19 protein-coding genes and 1 pseudogene are annotated in these 21,042 nt (G+C 47.9%); 1 reads left to right on the plus strand and 19 read right to left on the minus strand.

Annotated elements, in window-relative coordinates; translation table 11 throughout:
• Window positions 1–160 precede the first annotated feature (160 nt).
• The gene (locus HMPREF0999_RS12270) at window positions 161–1,705 is read left to right on the plus strand and encodes a sensor histidine kinase (protein WP_008780491.1); all 1,545 of its coding nucleotides are present in this window, start codon (window positions 161–163) and stop codon (window positions 1,703–1,705) included.
• A 116-nt stretch (window positions 1,706–1,821) separates the two neighbouring features.
• On the opposite strand, the gene HMPREF0999_RS12275 is transcribed toward HMPREF0999_RS12270, so the two are convergent.
• From HMPREF0999_RS12275 to HMPREF0999_RS12365, 19 genes and pseudogenes are all read right to left on the minus strand, one after another.
• Complete coding sequence (locus HMPREF0999_RS12275) at window positions 1,822–2,904, minus strand: dipeptidase (protein WP_010182876.1); 1,083 nt, start codon at window positions 2,902–2,904, stop codon at window positions 1,822–1,824.
• A 53-nt stretch (window positions 2,905–2,957) separates the two neighbouring features.
• A complete protein-coding gene (locus HMPREF0999_RS12280) occupies window positions 2,958–4,061 on the minus strand; it encodes a D-TA family PLP-dependent enzyme (RefSeq protein WP_009276033.1) in 1,104 nt (367 codons plus the stop codon).
• Between the two features lie 3 nt (window positions 4,062–4,064).
• Window positions 4,065–4,538 carry a RidA family protein gene (locus HMPREF0999_RS12285; RefSeq protein WP_005856453.1) on the minus strand — a complete coding sequence of 158 codons (474 nt, stop codon included), beginning with the start codon at window positions 4,536–4,538 and terminating at the stop codon, window positions 4,065–4,067.
• 40 nt (window positions 4,539–4,578) lie between these two features.
• Window positions 4,579–5,100: a DUF4833 domain-containing protein gene (locus HMPREF0999_RS12290; RefSeq protein ID WP_005856451.1), complete on the minus strand. Its 522-nt coding sequence runs from the start codon at window positions 5,098–5,100 to the stop codon at window positions 4,579–4,581.
• 18 nt (window positions 5,101–5,118) lie between these two features.
• Window positions 5,119–6,438 (minus strand): gluconate:H+ symporter, encoded by a 1,320-nt coding sequence (locus HMPREF0999_RS12295; protein WP_008780488.1) that lies wholly within the window; start codon window positions 6,436–6,438, stop codon window positions 5,119–5,121.
• A gap of 63 nt (window positions 6,439–6,501) precedes the next feature.
• Window positions 6,502–7,593, minus strand: coding sequence for an ABC transporter permease (locus HMPREF0999_RS12300; protein ID WP_008771944.1), 1,092 nt, complete (start codon window positions 7,591–7,593; stop codon window positions 6,502–6,504).
• A gap of 3 nt (window positions 7,594–7,596) precedes the next feature.
• A complete protein-coding gene (locus HMPREF0999_RS12305) occupies window positions 7,597–8,682 on the minus strand; it encodes an ABC transporter permease (protein WP_008780487.1) in 1,086 nt (361 codons plus the stop codon).
• Window positions 8,683–8,685: 3 nt separating this feature from the next.
• Complete coding sequence (locus HMPREF0999_RS12310) at window positions 8,686–9,420, minus strand: ABC transporter ATP-binding protein (RefSeq protein WP_005856443.1); 735 nt, start codon at window positions 9,418–9,420, stop codon at window positions 8,686–8,688.
• A gap of 268 nt (window positions 9,421–9,688) precedes the next feature.
• A complete protein-coding gene (locus tag HMPREF0999_RS12315; protein ID WP_009276034.1) occupies window positions 9,689–10,594 on the minus strand; it encodes an ABC transporter ATP-binding protein in 906 nt (301 codons plus the stop codon).
• Complete coding sequence (locus HMPREF0999_RS12320; RefSeq protein WP_005856439.1) at window positions 10,587–11,477, minus strand: HlyD family secretion protein; 891 nt, start codon at window positions 11,475–11,477, stop codon at window positions 10,587–10,589. Before HMPREF0999_RS12320 ends, HMPREF0999_RS12315 begins: the two co-directional genes overlap by 8 nt.
• A 27-nt stretch (window positions 11,478–11,504) precedes the next feature.
• A complete protein-coding gene (locus HMPREF0999_RS12325; RefSeq protein ID WP_009276035.1) occupies window positions 11,505–12,791 on the minus strand; it encodes a TolC family protein in 1,287 nt (428 codons plus the stop codon).
• Between the two features lie 37 nt (window positions 12,792–12,828).
• Window positions 12,829–13,458, minus strand: a complete 630-nt coding sequence (locus tag HMPREF0999_RS12330) for a TetR/AcrR family transcriptional regulator (RefSeq protein WP_009276036.1) — start codon at window positions 13,456–13,458, stop codon at window positions 12,829–12,831.
• A gap of 210 nt (window positions 13,459–13,668) precedes the next feature.
• Window positions 13,669–14,673 carry a glycoside hydrolase family 43 protein gene (locus HMPREF0999_RS12335; RefSeq protein WP_009276037.1) on the minus strand — a complete coding sequence of 335 codons (1,005 nt, stop codon included), beginning with the start codon at window positions 14,671–14,673 and terminating at the stop codon, window positions 13,669–13,671.
• A 39-nt stretch (window positions 14,674–14,712) separates the two neighbouring features.
• Window positions 14,713–15,924 carry an L-serine ammonia-lyase gene (locus tag HMPREF0999_RS12340; RefSeq protein WP_008771936.1) on the minus strand — a complete coding sequence of 404 codons (1,212 nt, stop codon included), beginning with the start codon at window positions 15,922–15,924 and terminating at the stop codon, window positions 14,713–14,715.
• Window positions 15,925–15,951: 27 nt separating this feature from the next.
• Window positions 15,952–17,088, minus strand: coding sequence for an acyltransferase family protein (locus HMPREF0999_RS12345; protein WP_009276038.1), 1,137 nt, complete (start codon window positions 17,086–17,088; stop codon window positions 15,952–15,954).
• A 7-nt stretch (window positions 17,089–17,095) separates the two neighbouring features.
• Complete coding sequence (locus HMPREF0999_RS12350; RefSeq protein WP_009276039.1) at window positions 17,096–18,214, minus strand: acyltransferase family protein; 1,119 nt, start codon at window positions 18,212–18,214, stop codon at window positions 17,096–17,098.
• 185 nt (window positions 18,215–18,399) lie between these two features.
• A pseudogene (locus HMPREF0999_RS12355) lies at window positions 18,400–18,579 on the minus strand (AAA family ATPase); the annotation flags it as partial.
• A 230-nt stretch (window positions 18,580–18,809) separates the two neighbouring features.
• Window positions 18,810–19,562: a glycosyltransferase family 2 protein gene (locus HMPREF0999_RS12360; protein WP_029257170.1), complete on the minus strand. Its 753-nt coding sequence runs from the start codon at window positions 19,560–19,562 to the stop codon at window positions 18,810–18,812.
• Window positions 19,563–19,578: 16 nt separating this feature from the next.
• Complete coding sequence (locus tag HMPREF0999_RS12365; protein WP_009276041.1) at window positions 19,579–21,036, minus strand: B12-binding domain-containing radical SAM protein; 1,458 nt, start codon at window positions 21,034–21,036, stop codon at window positions 19,579–19,581.
• Window positions 21,037–21,042: the final 6 nt, after the last annotated feature.

The following is a 21,042-nucleotide window of genomic DNA, read 5'->3' on the forward strand; positions in this document are numbered from 1 at the left end:
ATGGCAATAACTCGATAAACTTTAAATAGATTCATTCTACTTGATCGAGCCTCCTTGAGAGAATCGCATCTATTTGTAATATCCCGGTTATTTTCCCCAGATATATTTTGCTTTAATCCTAGTAAATACATATTTTTACTTCAAATTAAAATTTTAAGTTATGAGGATCACTTATCTTTTACTCTCTCTTGTACTTTGTCTCTGTCCGGTCATGCAGGCGCAAAATACGACGAATCAATTTATGAAACAGGCACAAAGCAGCCTAGAAAAAAAAGACTACACCAAAGCTCGTTATCTTTTTTTACAAGCTTACAAGAGCTTATCCCAACAAGGTGATTACAAACAGGCAATCGATGCCGGTACGCAGGCGGCTTATCTATATTATTGCGAGAATTATTACCAAGAGGCATTCGATCTTTGCCGCCAGATGAACCAATTCATCTTAACCGAAGAACTGAAGTTGCAAAAATCGCTCTATGAACAACGCTTCCAAGTAACGAAAGAGCGGTTGGAAATGTATATTAAGCTAAAGAACGCCGCCCAAGCGCAAGTTCAACTCAATACATTAGATAATCTGGCCAGCCAAGCGGGTGATGAGAAGTTATCGAACAATTTATTATATACCCAAGCGGGTTATTATTATACGTTCGGGCAAAACGAGCAGGGGGACGCTGCTTTCCAGAAACTGATCAACCAGTATAAGGAGAAAAAAGAATACGACAAGGTGAACGATTGCTACCGGAACCTGATCTCTATCGCTCGTAAGGCAAACAACGCCCCACTGATGGAACGTACCTACGACAAATACATCGTATGGACGGATTCCGTAAAGGCTCTTACGGCAGAGGATAAACTAGGGGCATTACAACAAAAATACGATCAGAGCCTACAGACAATACAGGAGAAAGACGATAAATTGTCTGTTAAGCAATATATGATTGTCGGACTTATCACATTCGTGGTAATCCTTATAGCCGCCTTACTTTTCTTAGGATTCCTTTTGCTGCGCTTCATCGTGCTGAACAAGAAATTAAAGAAAATCATCCAGACGACAAATGAGCATAGCGAACAACAAGCCCAATTCATCCAAAACATATCGGTTCAGATGGAGCCTACCTTGAACAAGCTTAGCGCATCCGCCAAGGAATTACAGGCGGTAGCTCCGAAGCAGGCCGAGGATGTATGGACACGGGTAGAGGCTTTGAAACAGTTTACGGTTCATATCCAAGAGCTTTCCTCCTTGGAGAATACGTTGATGGAACCGTATGAGGTTAGTTCTTTTAATGTAGGAAACTTCAGTAAGAAAATCGTGGAGAAGGTTAAAGGGGATATTCAACCGGAGGTCAATCTCGTAACAGACGTGCCCCAATTGGAGATTAAGACAAACGCCGAGCATCTGGAACAAGTCTTATTGCATTTGTTAAAGAATGCCGCATTATATACTTCCAGCGGTAACATCCGTCTGGAATTTAAACGGAAAGGCGCTCATGTTTGCCAATTTATCATTACCGATAATGGTACAGGCATACCGGATGATCTAAAAGAGAACTTATTCAAGCCATTCAATGAGGCGAAGGATCTAGCGCAAGGCGATGGTTTAGGATTACCCATCTGCGCACTGATGGCTAGCAAATTAAACGGAACCCTATCTATCGATAAGGAATATAAGAAGGGATGCCGGTTCGTCTTGGTATTGCAGATATAAAATAGACTCACCTTGTTTGTCTTTTTACCGCGATGCGGATGCAGTGACGCTGCAATCCGGGTTGCAGTAACACTGCATCCACATCGCGGTATCACTGCAACCCGGGTTGCGGTAGCTTATTCCGGCAAATGCTTCCGTAAGAACTCAATCCAGTTACCAGAGGCGATACGGTTGATAGCATCGTCCGTAAAGCCACGGTATTGAAGGATCGGGAATATCTTTTGGAGATCGGCGATCGTTACTAGGTCATACGGGCATTGCTCCGTACCGAAAGCACCATCCAGATCACTGCCGATAGCCACATGGTTCGCATTTCCGGCCAATTGGCAGACATGATCGATATTGTTCGCCATAATCTCCATACCACAGTTCATGCCTCTTGGAGTAGACTCGCCTCGCACCCAGTTCGGTACCATCATCCAAGCGTCTAGGGCGATACCGATCACGGCGTCACGCTCTATCAACGCCTTGATCATCTCGTCGCTAAACTGACGGTTGTGATCTACGAAGGCCCGACAGTTGTTATGGCTCGCCCAAATCGGTCCCTTATACAAATCCAACGCATCCCAGAAAGCCTCATCACATAAATGGGTCACGTCAAGAATCATACCCAAGCGATCCATGGTACGCAACAACTCTTTCCCCATGGCATTCAGATGACCGGTAGAATCCGTACCGTTGGCATACCTTCCGGGGCCGTAATGTGCCGGGCCAACCGCCCTCAAGCCATAAGCATACGCCCTTTCCACATGATTCACCGTGATGAACGAGTCGGCTCCCTCGATACTTAATACATAACCGATCGGCTTCTTGTCGGCGGGTTCACCGTCTTTCCAAAGAGCCAGATGCGCTTCCAAGGCCTTCTTATCCCGGATCATGGCCATCTGACCCTCCTCTTCCATCGCCTTATACCAAGCGAGTTGGCCTTGGGTCTGCGCCCAAGCTTGTTCCGGGGAATGCCAACCGGTAAGGGGGTTATCCGGTCCGACGTAACGACCGATTTGGGTAGCTACCACAAGTCCTACGTTACCCTTACGTAGTTCCTCAAACGATATAGTGGCGTTTCCACGGTCGGGCTTATCGGTCATACCGATTTCTCTCCGGTTTATTTCCTTTAGGGGTTGACGCAGATCCCGGTTCCACTCCAAAGCGTTCATGCTAAGGTCGAGATGGGCGTCGATAATAAATGGCATATGCATGTTAATTGAAAATTGAAAGTTGAAAATTGAATTTATACTGTCTCGTTGTTCCGTTAATAGGTGATGCGGCGTGAACGGGCAATGATAGGCCATTCGCCGATCGCCTCACGATCCCTGATCACATAAGCCTTGTCGTATAAAGCGACCGTAGGACAAATATGAACGGGAATGCCATAGAATACGGAACCTAATGGATAGAGCCGACTGTCTGGGACTTCCAAGACCAGATGCTCCTCGCTCTGGGAGATAGGTTTCGCCTCCGGATGGTTCAAGAAAAACACACGGGGCAAAGGACTTTCCGAGGCTACCGCCTTGTAACCAAGATCTACGCAAACATGATGCTCATCCAGCACGGAAATGACCCGGGTTATCAATAAGGCGGCTACCTTGAACGGCATATCCGGATAAGCGTTTCCATACCCCCAATCCCAGAACACAAACGTGCCGGGACTGCATTCGCAATCCTTCCGCTTCGCGTACATCGGGAATGTAGGAGTACCTCCCATCACCTTAACCAATGGATAGGCGAACTTGCGGGATATCTCCCGGAACACACGTTCGGTCAAGGCGTACGCAGCATCCGCACCTTGGCAACGTACCGAGAGCTCCGCGTCATGTATATGTCCGTCGTAGCCATGCAACCCGATAATCCGCAGAGACCTCAGCGGCAGGATGGCATCCACCAGCGCCTCCGCTCTCTCCGGGAGGACTCCGGTACGATTCATTCCCACGTTCAGATCGATAAAGACATCCAAGGTGATATTCCCGGCCTCGCAAAGAGCCGAGATCGCACGGGCATTCTCCGCTTGATCTACCAAGCAGGAGTAATGGGTGGCGGGATATGCCTTTATCAAATCTAATAAGCGGGAAATCTTCGGACCTACCGGCTGATAGGCTAATAATACATCTGGGGCATTCATATGCCCCAGCATCTCGGCCTCGGCAATCGTAGCGCACTTGAACTTCCGGATTCCGGCATCCAGCAGCATGCGGGATACCTCAGCCGCCTTATTCGTCTTCACGTGCGGACGAAGCCGGTTCGTATCGCCTATGATCCTCTTGGCCAACTCGATATTGCCGGAAATACGATCCGGATAGAACGCCAAGGCTGGCGAGTCTATCCGGTCTACATTACTTATGACGTACCAATCGTCCATGGCTTATTCGTATAATTCGAACAAAGCCTCTATCTCTACAGGAATATTATCGGGAAGAGAACCGAATCCTACGGCGCTACGGGTACCTACACCGTTATCCGGCCCCCATACGGCGGCGAACAACTCGCTACAGCCATTGATCACATAAGGATGCTTTCCGAAATCGGGCGTACAATTTACCATACCCAATACCTTGATCACTCTCTTTATCTTGTTGAAGCTACCAAGGTTCGCCTGGATGGTCGCCAACATGGTAAGTCCTACTTGCTGGGCGGCGAGTTTGCCTTCATCCATCGTCAAGTCCTTGCCGATACGTCCGATGATCAAGGACTTATCATTCCGCACAGGCCCGTGACCGGAAAGATACAGGTATTTGCCATCTATCACACAAGGCTTGTAAACTCCGGCCGGAGCCGGTGCGGGAGGTAAGGTCAACCCTAATTTCTCAAAATTCTCATCTGCGTTAATCATGCTCATAATTTCTTTCATTTATATGTTAGTAAAAAAATATATTGATCTATTTCCTGACTCTTTCCGTTACCGGTTGATTCGTGGCGACAGAGATTCCTTGTAGCTCTACATACTCGACGCTTAAAGGATTCTTGGAGCTGGCTTTAACGTAGAGGGATTGGAGAATCGCCTGTTGGTTGTTGATCGTTATGTAGCATACATAGCGGGAATCACGTTTGGTAATCGTCAACTGGCGGGAGGGATAAGCGGTCAATGAGCATACACAAGCATTATCACTCGCCGAGATCAGTTTATACCCATAAGCCATTTTCCGTTGGATATAGCTCAAGCCATTGGTTTCCCCCGGATGCTTTTCCCGATTGACCCAATAAACGTTCAAGGGATCATGTGTATCCAGCTTACCATCCCTCAGATTCACATCGTAACAAACCAAGTTCTTATTCACGCTTCGTGCTATATGAAAAAGCCTCCCGACCGTTGGATAAGTACCTTCCTCCGGGTCCGCCGCAAACGAGGCGACGAAAGGGAAAAGCATAATAACGATACTAAGCAGCCATCTCTTTCTCATTGCTCAATCATTCTTTTATTATACAATCATATTTAAGATCATTACCCCGATCAATCCTACGACCGACACGATCGTCTCCATGATAGACCATGAGCAGATCGTATCCTTTATGCTTAGGTTAAAATATTCCTTGAACATCCAGAAACCGGAATCGTTGACATGCGAGAACATCAAGCTACCCGCTCCTAAAGATAAAACCATCAAGTTCGGGTTCGCACCCGTTTGCGTAACTAAAGGCATCACCACGCCCGCCGCCGTCAACGCCGCCACCGTAGCCGATCCCACGCACAAACGGATCACGGCAGAGATCAACCAACCCAAGATCAACGGATGAACGGGCAATTGCTCTAGGCTTGTCGCCAGCTCATTGCTTACCCCGCTATCCTCCATGATCTGCTTGAAGATACCGGAACCCGCGATGATCAAAAGGATCATAGAGATATCTTTCACGGCCTCCCCATAGACTGCCATAACCGACTTGATACTACGTCCCTGCCGGATGCCCAGCGTATATGTAGCGAACAACAAGGCGATCAGCATTACAATGGAAGGAGCACCAATAAAAGAGACTATCCCGCTCGCCATCTCGCCCATATCCTTAAAGCAATAAGGAATAACCGTCACGATAATCAGTAAAAAGACAGGCAACGTAGCGCTGATAAAACTATTCGCCTTGCCCGGCATGCTATATCTCCCGCTATCCTCTTTCTGCTCGAACAACGTGACCGGACCGGATTTTATATGTTTCAACCGACTGCCGAACACCGGCCCGGCGATAATGATAGCTGGAATCGCCAAGAACAAGCCATAGATCAGCGTAAGGCCGATATTTGCGTTGAACTGTACCACCAAGGCTACCGGAGACGGATGCGGGGGCAGGAATCCATGCGTCACGGACAACGCCGCCAACATCGGCAACCCGATATAGACCGCCGGAAGCTTGTATTTATACACGATCGAGAAGATCAATGGCACCAACAACACAAATCCGATCCCATAAAATAACGGAATACCCACGACAAAGCCTGTCACCATCAGCCCCCATTGTATATGCTTAGTACCAAAAAGCGACACCATCACGGAAGCGATCTTCTGTGCCGCTCCGCTCTCGGCCACCAACTTGCCTAGCATAGCGCCTAATACGATAATCAACGTCAACCCACCCAAGATACTCCCGATACCGTTATTCACCGAGTCCGGCAGCTTCTCCAACGGAATGCCCAAAGCGATGCCCGCCAAGATAGAGGAGATCAGAAACGCGATGAAAGCATCCACCTTAAAGTAGGATATCAAGACAATCAATAAGGCCAAACAAAGTACGACAATGATAAATGACATGTTTTTTCGCTGTATTAGTTTATAATCCGTAAACGGGATACAAAGAAAACATTTATTTCCGAACTACCCCTTTTTACGATAACTAATTACCGCTAACAGATTAAAAAAAACAGCAAATAGACAGACAATCACAAAATGTCCCCGTAAATCGGCAAAGCCGCTCCCCTTTAAATAGACCATACGCATCACCTCCACGAAATAACGCACCGGGTTCGCCAGCGTGATCTTCTGCGCCCATTCCGGCATACTGCTGATCGGCGTGAACAATCCGCTTAGCAAGGCGAAAATGATCAAGAAGAAAAACGCCGTAAGCATCGCTTGTTGCTGCGTGGACGAGAAGGAGGAGATCGCCAAGCCAAATCCCGTAAAAGCGATCAAATATACGGCGGCGAACAAATAGATCACCCCGAAACTCCCCTCCGGCACCAAGCCGTAGATCAGCCAAGCGATGAGGATCGCCACCGTCAGCAGGACAAAGCCTATCACCCAGAAAGGGATCAGCTTCGACAGCAGGAACAGGGACTTGGGTACGGGCGAGACGTTTATCTGCTCGATCGTCCCTTTCTCCTTCTCGCTCACGATATTCAAGGCGGAGATCGATCCCCCGATAATCGTCAGCAAGAATACCATGATGCCGGGAACCATATAGATCTTGTAGCTCAAGTGGGGATTGAACAGGTTAATCGAAGCCACTCCCCTGCCCGATCCCATAGAGGCGAAACCTTTCTCCCTATTGAAATCCTGTATAATCGAGGAGAGGTAGGAGCTACCCAAGCCGCCCTTGGTTCCGTTCACGGCGTTAGCGGCGATCATCACGTCCGCCCTGCCCTCCTTACCCAAGTCCCGCTCGAAATCAGAGGGGATTTCCAGAATGATATCGGACTCATTGCTCTCCACCGAGGTCAGCGCCTCGTCGTAACGATCTGACCGGTCTGTCAGGCGGAAATATCCGGAGGATAGTACCTTATCTACCAATTGCATGGAGGTGACGGAATGATCGTTGTCCACGATGCTAAGGTTAATATTTCGCATCTCGAAATTAGCGGCGAAAGGCAAGATGATCAACTGCATGATCGGGATGATGAAGATAATCTTCGGCATGAACCGGTCCCGACGGATCTGCTTGAACTCTTTCTCTAACAAATATCGTAACATAGCTTATAATCGTATTTTAAAACGTTTCACACTCAAGAATACCAGCACGACCGCCATGAACGACAGTATCCCGATCTCCTTCAAGATCGACACGGCGGGAAGCCCCTTGATCATCACGTCCTTCACGGCGATGATATACCATTTGGCCGGAACGATATGGGAGAACCATCGCAGGATATCCGGCATATTCTCTATCGGGAACATCATGCCGCTCAACAACATGATCGGAAGCATCAAGGCGATACCGCTGATCAACATAGCCGCCTGCTGGGTATCGGCTACCGTGGAGATCAGCAGGCCCAGACAGAGGGATACGATCGCGTACAGGATGGACACGGAAACCAGCAACAGCAGGCTGCCTTTTATCGGAACGTCCAGCAGGAAATAGGATAGCAGCAAGATCGTAGCGATATTCACCATACTCAGCAATAGGTATGGGATCGCCTTGGCCAGAATGATGTAGATGGGTTTCAACGGGGAGACCAGCAGGACTTCCATCGTTCCCATCTCCTTCTCTTTCACGATGCCGATCGAGGTCATCATGGCGCATATAAGGATCAAAATCAAACCCATTACGCCGGGCACGAAGTTGTAGGCGCCTTTCATTTGAGGGTTGTAGAGCAAAGTGGTAACCGGGGTCACGGCTTTACTCTCAACCGCCGACTCGCCTTTCAACTGCTCCGCGATGATCGCCGAACAATAAGCGATTAGCTGAGTCGCCTCGTTCGGATCGGTAGCGTCCGCCAAGACTTGTACTTGGGCATCGGCCGTGGAAGCGTATTGAGGGGGAAAGACAACTATGACGTGTACCTTTCCTTGCCGAAACAAGGCCTCGGCGTCCTCATAGCTATCGACGGTCGTATACAGCTCGAAGTACTCGCTGGCATTCAAGCGGTCTGCCATCTTCAGTGTCAGCTCATCCCGGCTTTGGTCGAAAATAGCGATCGGCACACGCTTGATCTCGGTCGTGATGGCATATCCGAATAAGATGATCAGGATGACGGGCATGAGCAAGAGGATCATTGTCGTGCGTGCGTCCCTGAAAATGTGATAGAACTCCTTTCTAACAAAGGATATGAATTGTTTCATCGTTTATTCTCCTCTCGTTGCTTTTCGAGCCAAGGCGTGGAAGACTTGGTTCATATTCGTTGTCTTAAAATCCCGCTTCAAGGCGGAGGGACTGTCTAACGCTTCGATCTTTCCGTCTACCATGATGGAGACACGGTTACAATACTCCGCCTCATCCATATAATGGGTGGTGACGAAGATCGTGATCCCCCGGGCAGCCGCTTCATAGATCAACTCCCAGAACTGGCGGCGGGTGACGGGATCGACGCCTCCGGTAGGCTCATCCAAGAAAACGATCTTGGGATCATGGATGATCGCCACGGAGAAGGATAGCTTCTGTTTCCACCCCAAGGGCAGGGAATCGACCAAGGTATTCCGCTCCTTTTCCAGCCCGAGGATATCCAGCAACTCATCCGTTTTCTGGGACAGCTGCCGTTTAGACAAGCCGTAGATACCGCCGAAGAGACGGATATTCTCCCATACCTTTAGATCGCCGTATAGGGAGAATTTCTGGCTCATGTATCCGATATTCCGTTTGATGGACTCGCTCTCCCGGTAGACATCGAAACCGGCTACCCGGGCCTCGCCGGATGTCGGGACCGACAGGCCGCAGAGCATACGCATGGCGGTGGTCTTCCCTGCCCCGTTTGCCCCGAGGAAGCCGAATATCTCGCCCGGCTCCACCTCGAAACTGATATGATCGACGGCGGTGAAGGTGCCGAAACGTTTGGTCAGTTGTTTTACTTCTATCGCTTTCATTTTTTATCCTTATTTCATAATTACAATGCCGCATTTCTCCAAGATTCGACCTCGCGCCCAATGCGAGGCCTCGCATTTCCCCGAGATTCGACCTCGCGCCCGACGCGAGCCCCGCATTTTCCCGAGATTCGACCTCGCGCCCGACGCGAGCCCTCGCATTTTTCCGCGATTCGACCTCGCGCCTGACGCAAGCCCCGTATTTTTCCAAGATTCGACTTCGCACCCGACGCGAGGTCGAATCTTGGGGAAATGCGACACATCCCCTCTCTTACAAGGCCATGAAACAATCCTCAACGCTTGGCTCAAGGCGTTCGATGCTTACATCTGCGTAACCTTTGCCTTTCAGATATTCCTGTAATCGCCTCATGACATCCTCCCCATCCCTCCTCAACGTAAGATGATGAGCATCTCCAAAAGCGAAACACGAGTTTGTATCCGGGAACTCCCGCAAGTCTCCCAACAACTTATACATCGACGCGCATCGCACCGCGTATAGCCGCCTATCGAATGAGGTACGGATACCTACCGGCGTATTGATAGATAGGCATTCCCCAGAACGCACCAAAGCGATACGGTCGCAACGGGAGGCCTCATCCATATAAGGCGTAGAGACAAGTATCGTAATGCCTTGCCGTTTCAGACGATCCAGCATATCCCAGAACTCAGAGCGGGAGACAGGATCGACCCCCGTCGTAGGCTCATCCAAGAACAAGACATCCGGACGATGGATCAAGGCGCAACTCAAAGCCAGCTTCTGCTTCATACCACCGGACAGCTTCCCCGCCCGCCGATGCTTGAACGGCTCTATCTGACTATAGATATCCCGTACCAGATCGTAGTTCTCCTCGATCGTCGTATTGAAGACCGTAGCGAAGAAGTTCAAGTTCTCCTCTACTGTCAGGTCTTGGTAGAGCGAGAAGCGGCCGGGCATATATCCTACCCGCCGACGGATCTCCTTCAAGTCTTTCACCACGTCCAAGCCGCAGACAGAGGCGGTACCGCTATCGGCCAGCAACAACGTGGTCAGGATACGGAACAGGGTGGTCTTTCCCGCCCCATCCGGACCGATCAGCCCGAACAACTCACCAGAGCCGATCTCCAGCGACAGATCCCGCAGGGCCTCGACATCGCCATAACGCTTGGTGATATGATTTATATGAATCTCGTTATTCATATTTAATCTCCCCATATTGCCCGATCTTCAGATAACCATCGTTGCGGACGGCGATCTTGATGGCATATACCAAATTAGCCCGTTCGTCCTTCGTCTGGATACCTTTCGGGGTAAACTCGGATTTATCGGAGATCCACGTGATCGTACCGGGGTATTCCCGGCGATCATTCCCATAGTCGGCGAAGACCTTGAGAGATTGCCCTAGTTTCAGGTGGGATAACTGATCCGCCGTCACATAGGCGCGGAGATAAAGCAAGTCCGTATCGGCGATCTTGTAAAGCGGTTTGCCTGCCGCCGTCACCTCTCCCGGCTCGGCGTATTTCACCAATACCGTACCGGTCTGGGGATTGAGGATACGGCTTTTCATCAGTTGATCATCCAATTGCATGATCTGATATTGCAGGCCCTCCGCCTCGGCGTCGGCACCTCCCGTCGTCTTGCTTAAGGAAGAGTATTGGGCATCCAGTTGTTTCTGGAGATATTTGATGTTATTCACGATATCGTCCAGTTGCTTTTGGTTACCCGCTTTGGCGCGCACCAAGTTCTCTTGTCGCTGCTGCTCGGTCTTGGCCGTGGCGATTTGTTGTTCCAGAACGGCGATCTGCTTGCGGATATCCGGCTTGCGAATATCTACTGAGCGAAGGCTGGCAGAGAGTTGCATCTTCCGCAGAAAAAGCTGGGTACTATCCACGTAACCCACGATGGCGCCGGCATCCAAGCGATCGCCCTCCTCGATATTCAGTTCCATGATCTTTCCGTTGGCTTCCGAAGATACCAAGATCTCGGTTGCCTCAAAGGTACCGGAAGCGTCAAAATCATTGTCTGTATTACCGCAAGCCGTCCATAGAAGGCTGCATAAGCTGATAAAAATCAAATGTCTCATAAATCAATTGTATTTGTCATACTCTATTTAATTCGTTGTATACATATAATTATAAATGGTCATCAAGCGCTGTACACGGTGCGCCGCGGCGGTTTGCCGGGCCATGTCCTCGGCGTTGATCTCCCGGATCAGGTCCGTGACGGAAATCACGCCATTCTCCAGCTTCACCTCCGCTGCCTGCTTGATGCTTGTTCTCAGACGGATGATATCGTCATCGGCACGCATCAGGTCCGTCATTTTCTTTATCTCCGTGTTTTGCCGCAAAAGTTGCAGGCGGGTATTGAATAAGAAGGTCTCCCGTTGCACATCAATCTGGCGACGGCTTACCTCGATCTTCCTCCGGTCGTTCTTCAGCGTGTACAACTTCCCCAGATTCCAAGAAAGACGGACACCGGCCACATAATAAGGCTCGAAACTATCCTCCAGCATGTTCAAGCCCGGCCGGCCGTAACCACCTTGTACGAAAGCTCCGATACGAGGCATCAAGCCCGCCGTTACCTGCTTGTTTTGCGTCTCGATCCATTCGCTCTTAGCATCCAAGGCCCGTAATTCCGGACGGTTGATTTGCGTGGACAATGAACGCTCGGGTGACTCCGGAGTCCTCAAGACGACTTGATCCGTCAGCGGTTTATTGATAAAGGTCGCCAACATCTGCCGATATGCCGTACGAGACGCTTTTAGCTCAATCTCATTTTGGCGGGCATTCAGCAGTTCCACTTCCATACTTTCCAGATCCGATTGATTCGCCACGCCATTGTCCATCATCGCCTTGATACGCTCGATATTGACCTGCAACTCTTTTTGAAGCAAAGCGTTCTGACGTATCAACTCGTCTTGCAGCAGGCAACCGAAGTAGATTTGATTCACCCGGTCGTTCAGCGCATACAACTCACTTTCCAATTGCTCCCGGTTGGCGATCGCCTCAGCACGAGTCAAGGCACGGGCCGAACGGGTGCTACCGCCGTCCCAAATCGTCTGGTCCACCTGCGCCACGACTTGATACTGATCCTTGCTCAAGCTCGGGATCTCAAAGCCGGGAAGAAGCGAGGAAATCTTATCGCCATCGAAAGGCAACTTCGTCACGTCGCTCTGATAGCTTGCCTTACCGCTTACCGAAAGCTGGGGAAGCCAAGCCTTGCCCACATTACTCAAGCTATAACGCTCCGTCTGATCGATCAAACCCATTTGATGAATCTGCGGATAATTCGCCCTCGCCCACTCGTAACATTGGGTGATCGTGACCGATTCCTGTCCGCTAACCCTTCCGGTATAACCCAACAGGCTAATTAACAATAATACATATACACCTCTCATATACTCTATGATATGTTTATTAAATTGAACAAATCCATCATCTGGCATCCGGGACCATCAGCTGGGTTATTACCTCGACGATCAAATCCCTGCGCCTATCCATATATTCCTCAAACCGACCCATATCGTTATCCAAAAAAGCCGCCGCTAGTGGCTTGCGGATCAACAACGGGAAGACCACTAGGCTCACCAAGGTCGAAACTAAATCTATGACCGGCATCTTCCGTAGAAGCCCCTTGTCCATCTCCTCCTCTATCTGACGACGAAGACGCAAGATGGGCTGTATTTTTTTCGGGTCTCTCAGCACGGTCTGGAATAAACGTTCCGGATCTCTGTTTAACTCGCCCACCACAAAACTCGGAAACATCGGGTTCGCACGAACAATTCCCATATACAGATCAACGATCACCGGCATTTTCTCCAGCATCGTACTCTTCTCATCCAAAACCCGATCGATGTTCGGCAACAATGAAGAAAGCAATTGCCCGAAAATAGCGTCGAACAGAATCTCTTTCGTCCTATAATAATAATGTAAGGCCGTCCTGCCAATACCCACTTCTGCCGCCACGTCACTCATGGTAGCCGCCTCGTACCCCTTTCGGACAAACACTCGCTTCGCCGCTTCTATGATGCGAGGCTCCATCTCATTCATGTCTTTCGCTTCCATAATAAAATGTTATTTTTTGTTTTGTCACCATTGTTTGTCATTGTTGTTTGACACATGCGTCAAAAATAGTATAAAAAAATTACATAGCAAGTAAAACCTAAGTTTTCTTGCTATGTAATCCTTCTTTTTTTCATTCGAGAGGAAATACGATTCCTTTCGAGAGGAAGGCGGATTCCCTTCGAACCCGCCTTTCATTTCTATCGGAAGTAATTATTGGATCGTGCGAGCCTCAACTCCTTCGGTCGTAATCTCCACGGGATTGATCAATCCCTCCTCGTTGAACGTCATCTTCTCGATACAAGTCTCCCGGTGGTCACGTGTCTTGACCCCGGCCGGCCGGCGATGGTACACGATGTAGTAATCTTCCGAATTCGGCACATGCATGATCGAGTGGTGCCCCGCTCCGTTGGCGATATCGAAATTTTGCCGCAAGACCTCCCCGATACGATTGAACGGGCCAAAAGGAGAATCGGAGATGGCGTAAGCGACCTTGTAATCCGGTCCGGTCCAGCCACCCTCACTCCACATGAAGTAATATTTACCATTCTTCTTAAACATAAACGGGCCTTCCACGTAATCCTTGGGAGTTACCTCTTTATAAATCGTTCCGTCCTCAAACGGTATAAGTCCGGTAAAGTCTTTATTCAAGCGTACCATGTTGCAGTGTTTCCAACCACCGTAATACATATAATACTCATCATTGTCAGCGTCGTGGAAAACAAACTGGTCGATCGGCTGCGCCCCATTCACGATCTCGTTGATCAGCGGCTTACCCAGCAAATCCTTATAAGGCCCTTCCGGACGATCGCTCACGGCAACACCGATACCTCCGATCTCTCCCTCGTGCACGTCATTCGCCCCAAAGAAAAGATAATACTTACCGTCCTTGTTGATTACTGAAGGAGCCCACATAGCGATCTTCGCCCATTTCACCTCTGCCGTATCAAGAATGGCGGTATGCTTAGTCCAACTCACCAAATCCTTGGAAGAGAAGCAATCGAAGAAGGTTTGCTTCTCATATAAATCACTCGTAGTCGGGTAAATCCAATAGGTATCCCCGTAAATAATTCCCTCCGGATCGGCGTACCAACCCTCGAATACAGGATTACCACTCTTCGCTACCTCTTCGCTTGGAGCCTGTTTAGGACCCCCGCAGGACATCAAGGCACCGGCCATCAATACTGTGTAAAACAGGCTTTTCTTTCCGTTTATCATCAATAGTAGATTATTTATTAGTAAATCAAATAGTATCTTTTAATTATTCGAGTTCTCCATGTTCTTCGCCAAACCACCTTCCGAGGTCTCCTTATAAAGACTGGGCAAATCATTACCTGTCTGGCGCATCACCTCAACCACCTGATCAAAACTTACCCGGTGTTTTCCGTCGGAGAAGTTCGAGAACGTATTCGCGTCAAGTGCACGGGCGGCGGCAAAAGCGTTTCGCTCGATACAAGGGATTTGTACCAAGCCACAAACAGGATCGCAAGTCAATCCCAAGTGATGCTCCAATCCCATCTCGGCGGCATACTCGATCTGCGCAGGCGTACCACCAAACAACTGACTGGCGGCAGCGGCAGCCATAGCGCAAGCCACGCCAACCTCACCTTGGCAACCTACCTCTGCCCCCGATACGGAGGCATTCGTACGCACCACATTTCCAAACAAGCCTGCCGTAGCCAACGCACGCAATATACGGGAATCACGGAACTCACGCGTCTCCTTCAAGTGATAAAGGACCGCAGGCATTACACCGCAAGAACCACAAGTCGGAGCGGTCACGATCTTCCCACCGCACGCATTCTCCTCAGACACCGCCAAGGCATAGGCATACACCATTCCCCGGCTCTTGATACTGCTGCCATAACCTTTCGCACGGATCATATAATCGGAAGCCTTACGACGAATGCCCAAACCTCCCGGCAAGATGCCTTCCGCTTCCAGACCACGACGAACCGCATCCTGCATCACTTCCCATACCTCAGCCAGATAATCCCAGATAGAAGGGCCTTCGTGCTGCTCGACATATTCCCAATAGGAATGGCCAGTCTTCTCACACCAAGCCTGTATCTCCTTGATCGTATGCATATCGTATACTTGCTCCGTCCTCAACTCATTGAAAGACTCGTTCGCCAAGGTTCCCCCGCCGATACTATATACGGTCCACGTATCCAGCTCCTCGCCACTCTCATTATACGACTCGAACAACATCCCGTTCGGGTGAAACGGCAAGAAAGTCTTGGGTTCCCAAGTAATATTTGTCTTCGCGACCGGCTGTAATACCTCAAGAATAGCTGCATCCGTCATATGGCCTTTTCCCGTAGCCGCTAGGCTACCATATAAGGTTACGTTAAAACGAACAGCGCCCCGGTTACGTTCCAAGAACATTTGTGCCGCACGCATCGGCCCCATAGTATGACTGCTTGAAGGGCCATGACCCATCCGGTATATTTGTTTGATTGATTCCATCTTTCTTCGATCTAAGTTTTCTTGTTTCTATACTTTAAGGAAAATATTATGTTTATAAAACGCATACAAAAGTACATAAATTACCGATACATTGCACATGGCAATGAGCACCGGATAATAATTTCCTAAATATTGCTGGGTTCCGAAAAACAAGGATTCGCCGATACACCTAAAACTTACCACGTTAGTGAGCATATAAGCCAGTATTGAATTCATGCCATACACTTTCAGCCAAGTCGTATACTTTCGATGCCCTTTATAGTCGATCCAATAATAGAACAACCCCATAAGCAAGAAACAGTACCCACTGCTCACCAATACCATCGAACTAGTCCACAGTTTCTTAATAACGGGAAGCTCGATACCCCAAAGCCATCCGGCGATAACCATACCCAGACCAATACCGAATAACATCCGTAATTTGAGCCGCTCGGAATATAATTTGTTCTTTAGGATATATCCGGCGAACAACCCGGTCAACACGGTTACCCCGAAATTCAAGCTGCTCAGTATCCATGTATAACGATACCAAGTAGCGAATATCACCTCCCCGTTCTCCACCGTCGCCCCATCCCGGAAACGTCTCAGTACGGTGCGATCGATCCATTCGGCCAAATTACTATCCGGTGTGTACGAACCTCCCCCATAGTTACCGACTGTAATAAACTCCATCGTTCCCCAAAAGATTAATAAAAGAGATGCCGCTATACCGATCTGTACCCGTATCCTTACATGCAAGAATAACAAGGAAGCAATCAAATACCCCATAGCGATCGACTGCAAAGTATTTGAATACAAATAAACCCGGTCCGGGTCCAAAGCCAATAAATTACCTTGGCACATCATACCGAAGACCCAAAGCAGTACCACCCGTTTCCCGATCCGCCGATATACCGCCATCTTATCGGGCATATCCTTATAACGAGACAAAGAGAAAGGCATGGAAACTCCCGCCATGAATAAGAATAAGGGCATCACGAGATCCCACGTAGAGAATCCCTCCCATTCCACATGCGAGAATCCCCACATAAAAGAATTAAACCAAGGCATATCGATCGCATGGGCCAGCGGATGCAACACCATCTCCAACACCACTAAGCAAAAAAGGTCGAAGCCACGGAGTACGTCCAATGACTCCAACCGATTTAATTTCTTCTTCTCCATCCGTTTATTATACTTTCAAGAAAATACGTTGGCGATATAAGAAATACAAGAATCCCCAACAAACAGCGATATATGCGATAGCGCTAACCAAAGGCTGGGCGGTCTCGGGCATCAACTTCGCCAGCCCTCCGAATATAGCCTCGGAAGTATAGGAGAAACGGATAAAACGCTGCGCCAAATAGATCGTAATAGAGTTCATGCCGATCACGGTAAAAAACAAGGTCCATTTACGCCACCCCAATACGTCTATGATATAGAAGAACAAAGCAAACATCCAAACGGAATAAGCACCTACCACACAGACAAAGGAACTTGTCCATAGCTTCTTATTGATCGGGAAGACCAAACTCCATAACAAGCCGACGATCAACAATACAGCTCCCGCTCCTACTAAACAAAGCTCTTTCTTTCGGTCGGTCAGCCCCTCTTTCCGTAACTTAATCCACTCACCGGTGAACATGCCCAGCATCGCCGTGGCAATCGCAGGGACGGTGGAGAATAAACCCTCCGGATCAAAAACAGTCTCGTGCAAACGTCCGGGAAGAAACAGGCGGTCAATATACCCTACCAAGTTTCCCTCGAGCGTGAACGGCCCCGCTCCACCGACATCCGGCACAGGCACAAAAGCCATCGCCAGCCAATAGCCAACCAAAATAAGAACCGTTATCCCCGCACGCACTTTCCAACCGAAACGGACAAACAACAAGGCTGCGAACATCCATCCCAACCCGATACGCGCCAGCACGCTCGCACAACGCAGGTGGTCAAATTCGAACGACAATAGCCCGTTATATACCAATCCCAAGAAAACCAAGGTAATCCCCCGACGGACGATCTTCTTATAAATCGCCCCTTCCGTCATACCTTTTCCTCGTTGCTTCTCTAGTGAGAACGGAAACGAGATACCCGCAATAAAGAGGAACAATGGGAAGATCGTGTCGTGATGTGCCAACCCGTTCCATTCCACATGTTCCATCTGCCCGGCTATCGCCTGAAAAAAAGGATTCGGAAACAATGTCGCCAAAGCGACAAATAAAGAAGCACCGCCCATAATAAAGAGCATGTCAAAACCCCTAAGGGCATCCAATGATTGCAACCGCTGGGGTTGTTGTTTTTGTTTTTCCATATAATCTATTTACATTTAAAGTCAACACAAATATACGTAAACTCACTTACATACGAATGGGATTTGACATAAAAGACGCTCCTAATCTTTCCCCTCGCATTTAGCCTCCAGTTTTTCAGCGTACGCTTCTTTCCTCATCAGATATAGATGAATAAAAAGGAGTTATAAAGTTCAGAAAACCATAGCGCTTCTAGCGTAGATATCAATAAACTTTTCCCAAAACGGCGAGGACGACTCAGAAAGTAAGGCTTACCTTTCGTCACCAATTGGTAAATCAAGGCAGTCTTATCCACATATAAATAGTTCTCATTCCGAATATTTTCGAAACTCTGTATTCCTATCGGTAATTTACGCATAGTCGTCATAACCTTTTTTCTTACTACACCTGTTGTTGAACAAAGATAGAACTTTTTTCCGGAACAAGTCTCCGATTATAGTTTTCATTCTATGAAATACTCAATTTTTTCTACACTAATAGAGGGCGATATTTTACTTTCCATAAGCTGGAAGTAGAATATCGCCCTCTATTTTACAAGACAGTTTGTCTATGAGTAAGCACTAGATCTAAGGCATACAAATATTTCACTGAGTAAGATCACCTCATAGCCTTAGCAAAAGCTCTAATCGCATAATGAATAAAATAATAAACAGCCTTATACACCGGCAAATCCATCTCATTTCTCAAAATGTTCCACTGCCAACGCATGGCTTTTAATTTATTCGAAGAGACCGAATGGTCACTAACTCGGTAAAGAGCCGTCACCGTATTTGTGTTCCGCGCTTTATACCCTTGCTTTAAGATAGAAAGCCAACATACATAATCCTCATGCCCAATTTCCTTGAAAAATATCTTTCCCGTCAAGGCTGAATCATACATGGCTGTCAAGCATCCTATACAATTCCCTTTCAATAACAAAGGATAATCAACCTCACAAGGAGCTATTATTTCACGTCCGCTTCGCTCACCATCTAGGTTTACTTTCTCATAATTAGAGAAAACAATAGCGACCTCGGACTTTTCAAAAACTTTTAACTGATCGCTTAGCTTATTCGGTAACCATATATCATCGCTATCCAAGAAAGCAATATACCGTCCTTTCGCTTCCTTTATTCCCATATTACGGGGTAACGTAGGCGAACCGGATGGTTTATCCGTCCGTAAATATCGAATACGGGAATCTATTCTCGCATACTCTTGAATGATCAAGAGCGAATCATCACTAGAACAATCATCCACAATAATCATCTCCCAATCCCCAAACGATTGAGCCAATACGGACTCAATCGCTTGGGATATAAAAGGAGCCGCATTATAACACGGGGTTATAATGGATACAAGAGGCAACACGTTAAAATACAAATAATTATTTAAATAAATAACGTTTCAACTTAGCGAATGCCTTAAGCGAACGTTTCAAGTCTGAAGGATTACGCAAACCGACTCTCAGCCTGTGTAAAATGTAACTGGCACGTAAATAATATTTCTTCCGTGCCCTATTACAGAAATCAACCATTTCCCCTGCGGAAAGATCCGGTAAAGACAATACGGTGTTATGTGTACCATCCGGCAAACAATACTTCTCATAATCCGTCTCTATATAGTTGTTTTCCCTCGCCCACTGATAAGCCTCCGTACCGGGATAAGGTATCAACGGGAAAAACTGGGCGGTATCCGTATTCAACCTCAACGCCAACCGAAGAGTCTCTTCCATGGTTTCCCGGGTTTCACCTTGGTTACCGACCATATAACAAGCATGTATTAACAAACCCGCCTTTTTAGCGTTGGCAACATACTGATAGAAATATTCCACCTTCGTTCCTTTCTTGATGTTATCCAATATCTGTTGGCTACCACTCTCTATACCCGGAATAATCAAACGACATCCGGCCTTTTTCATAGCCAACATCGTTTCCAAATCAAGGTCCACACGAGCATTACATAACCATTTCAGCCGTTTATTCAATTTCTTTTCCACTAACAAACGACAAATGTCCAATACTCGCTTCTTATTGGCTGTAAATGTATCATCTTCGATTACTACCTCTTTCACATCTGGGAAATTAGCGGCAATGTATTCGAACTCGGCCACCACATTCTCTGCGGATCGTGCCCGAAAAGCATGCCCATGCATCGTTTGCGGATAGACACAGAAATTACAACGGAAGGGACATCCACGCCCGGTAAATATCTGGATAGAGGGATATGTGGCAGCAGCGAAAAAGTAATCCCTCTCATTTAAATGTTCCTTGATAAATTGTGAGGCAAAAGGAAGATCATCCAAATTCTTCATCGGTGGCATATGCGCGGTTCGTACAAACTCCTTCCCGTCCCAAAAACAAAGCCCTCGAACCTCCCGCAGATCCTTTCCTGCGTCCAGAACATTCGCTAGCTCATTCACGATACAATCATATTCCCCAATAGCGACCGCATCCACCGCATTCGAATAACCCAACGTCTCTTCCGCACAGGCCGAAGGATGAGTACCCACCAATACGACAAAAGAGTGTGGATAAATCGCTTTCAATTTCCCTGCGAAAGCCACATCGTTTTTAATGGAAGGCGTACTTGTATCCAAGACAAACAAAGAATGCTCATTATTCGTCTTCTCAATAATATCTAAAGATTGTTCCTCATTTAGCTGTTTAGCCGGAGCATCCAAAAAAGAGACAATATGTCCCTGCTTCCGTGAATACAAAGCAGCGTAAATCAGCCATAGAGGATAATATAAAGCCCCGCTTTTTGTAATGGCCGGACTACGGGACTCACGAGAGAATTTTCCATACTCAGCCTTGAATGGGGGATTGATGAAATAGATATTCATAATTAA

Source organism: Parabacteroides sp. D25, from assembly GCF_000307475.1.
GTDB classification, from domain to species: Bacteria; Bacteroidota; Bacteroidia; order Bacteroidales; family Tannerellaceae; genus Parabacteroides; species Parabacteroides distasonis.

Bases quoted from the DNA above. Each gene is read 5' to 3' on its own strand.
- HMPREF0999_RS12365 (WP_009276041.1), bottom strand. From the start codon at position 21,036: ATGAATATCTATTTCATCAATCCCCCATTCAAGGCTGAGTATGGAAAA.
- HMPREF0999_RS12350 (WP_009276039.1), bottom strand. From the start codon at position 18,214: ATGGAAAAACAAAAACAACAACCCCAGCGGTTGCAATCATTGGATGCC.
- HMPREF0999_RS12330 (WP_009276036.1), bottom strand. From the start codon at position 13,458: ATGGAAGCGAAAGACATGAATGAGATGGAGCCTCGCATCATAGAAGCG.
- HMPREF0999_RS12310 (WP_005856443.1), bottom strand. From the start codon at position 9,420: ATGAAAGCGATAGAAGTAAAACAACTGACCAAACGTTTCGGCACCTTC.
- HMPREF0999_RS12325 (WP_009276035.1), bottom strand. From the start codon at position 12,791: ATGAGAGGTGTATATGTATTATTGTTAATTAGCCTGTTGGGTTATACC.
- HMPREF0999_RS12345 (WP_009276038.1), bottom strand. From the start codon at position 17,088: ATGGAGAAGAAGAAATTAAATCGGTTGGAGTCATTGGACGTACTCCGT.
- HMPREF0999_RS12335 (WP_009276037.1), bottom strand. From the start codon at position 14,673: ATGATAAACGGAAAGAAAAGCCTGTTTTACACAGTATTGATGGCCGGT.
- HMPREF0999_RS12315 (WP_009276034.1), bottom strand. From the start codon at position 10,594: ATGAATAACGAGATTCATATAAATCATATCACCAAGCGTTATGGCGAT.
- HMPREF0999_RS12340 (WP_008771936.1), bottom strand. From the start codon at position 15,924: ATGGAATCAATCAAACAAATATACCGGATGGGTCATGGCCCTTCAAGC.
- HMPREF0999_RS12270 (WP_008780491.1), top strand. From the start codon at position 161: ATGAGGATCACTTATCTTTTACTCTCTCTTGTACTTTGTCTCTGTCCG.
- HMPREF0999_RS12275 (WP_010182876.1), bottom strand. From the start codon at position 2,904: ATGCATATGCCATTTATTATCGACGCCCATCTCGACCTTAGCATGAAC.
- HMPREF0999_RS12300 (WP_008771944.1), bottom strand. From the start codon at position 7,593: ATGTTACGATATTTGTTAGAGAAAGAGTTCAAGCAGATCCGTCGGGAC.
- HMPREF0999_RS12280 (WP_009276033.1), bottom strand. From the start codon at position 4,061: ATGGACGATTGGTACGTCATAAGTAATGTAGACCGGATAGACTCGCCA.
- HMPREF0999_RS12285 (WP_005856453.1), bottom strand. From the start codon at position 4,538: ATGAGCATGATTAACGCAGATGAGAATTTTGAGAAATTAGGGTTGACC.
- HMPREF0999_RS12320 (WP_005856439.1), bottom strand. From the start codon at position 11,477: ATGAGACATTTGATTTTTATCAGCTTATGCAGCCTTCTATGGACGGCT.
- HMPREF0999_RS12305 (WP_008780487.1), bottom strand. From the start codon at position 8,682: ATGAAACAATTCATATCCTTTGTTAGAAAGGAGTTCTATCACATTTTC.
- HMPREF0999_RS12295 (WP_008780488.1), bottom strand. From the start codon at position 6,438: ATGTCATTTATCATTGTCGTACTTTGTTTGGCCTTATTGATTGTCTTG.
- HMPREF0999_RS12290 (WP_005856451.1), bottom strand. From the start codon at position 5,100: ATGAGAAAGAGATGGCTGCTTAGTATCGTTATTATGCTTTTCCCTTTC.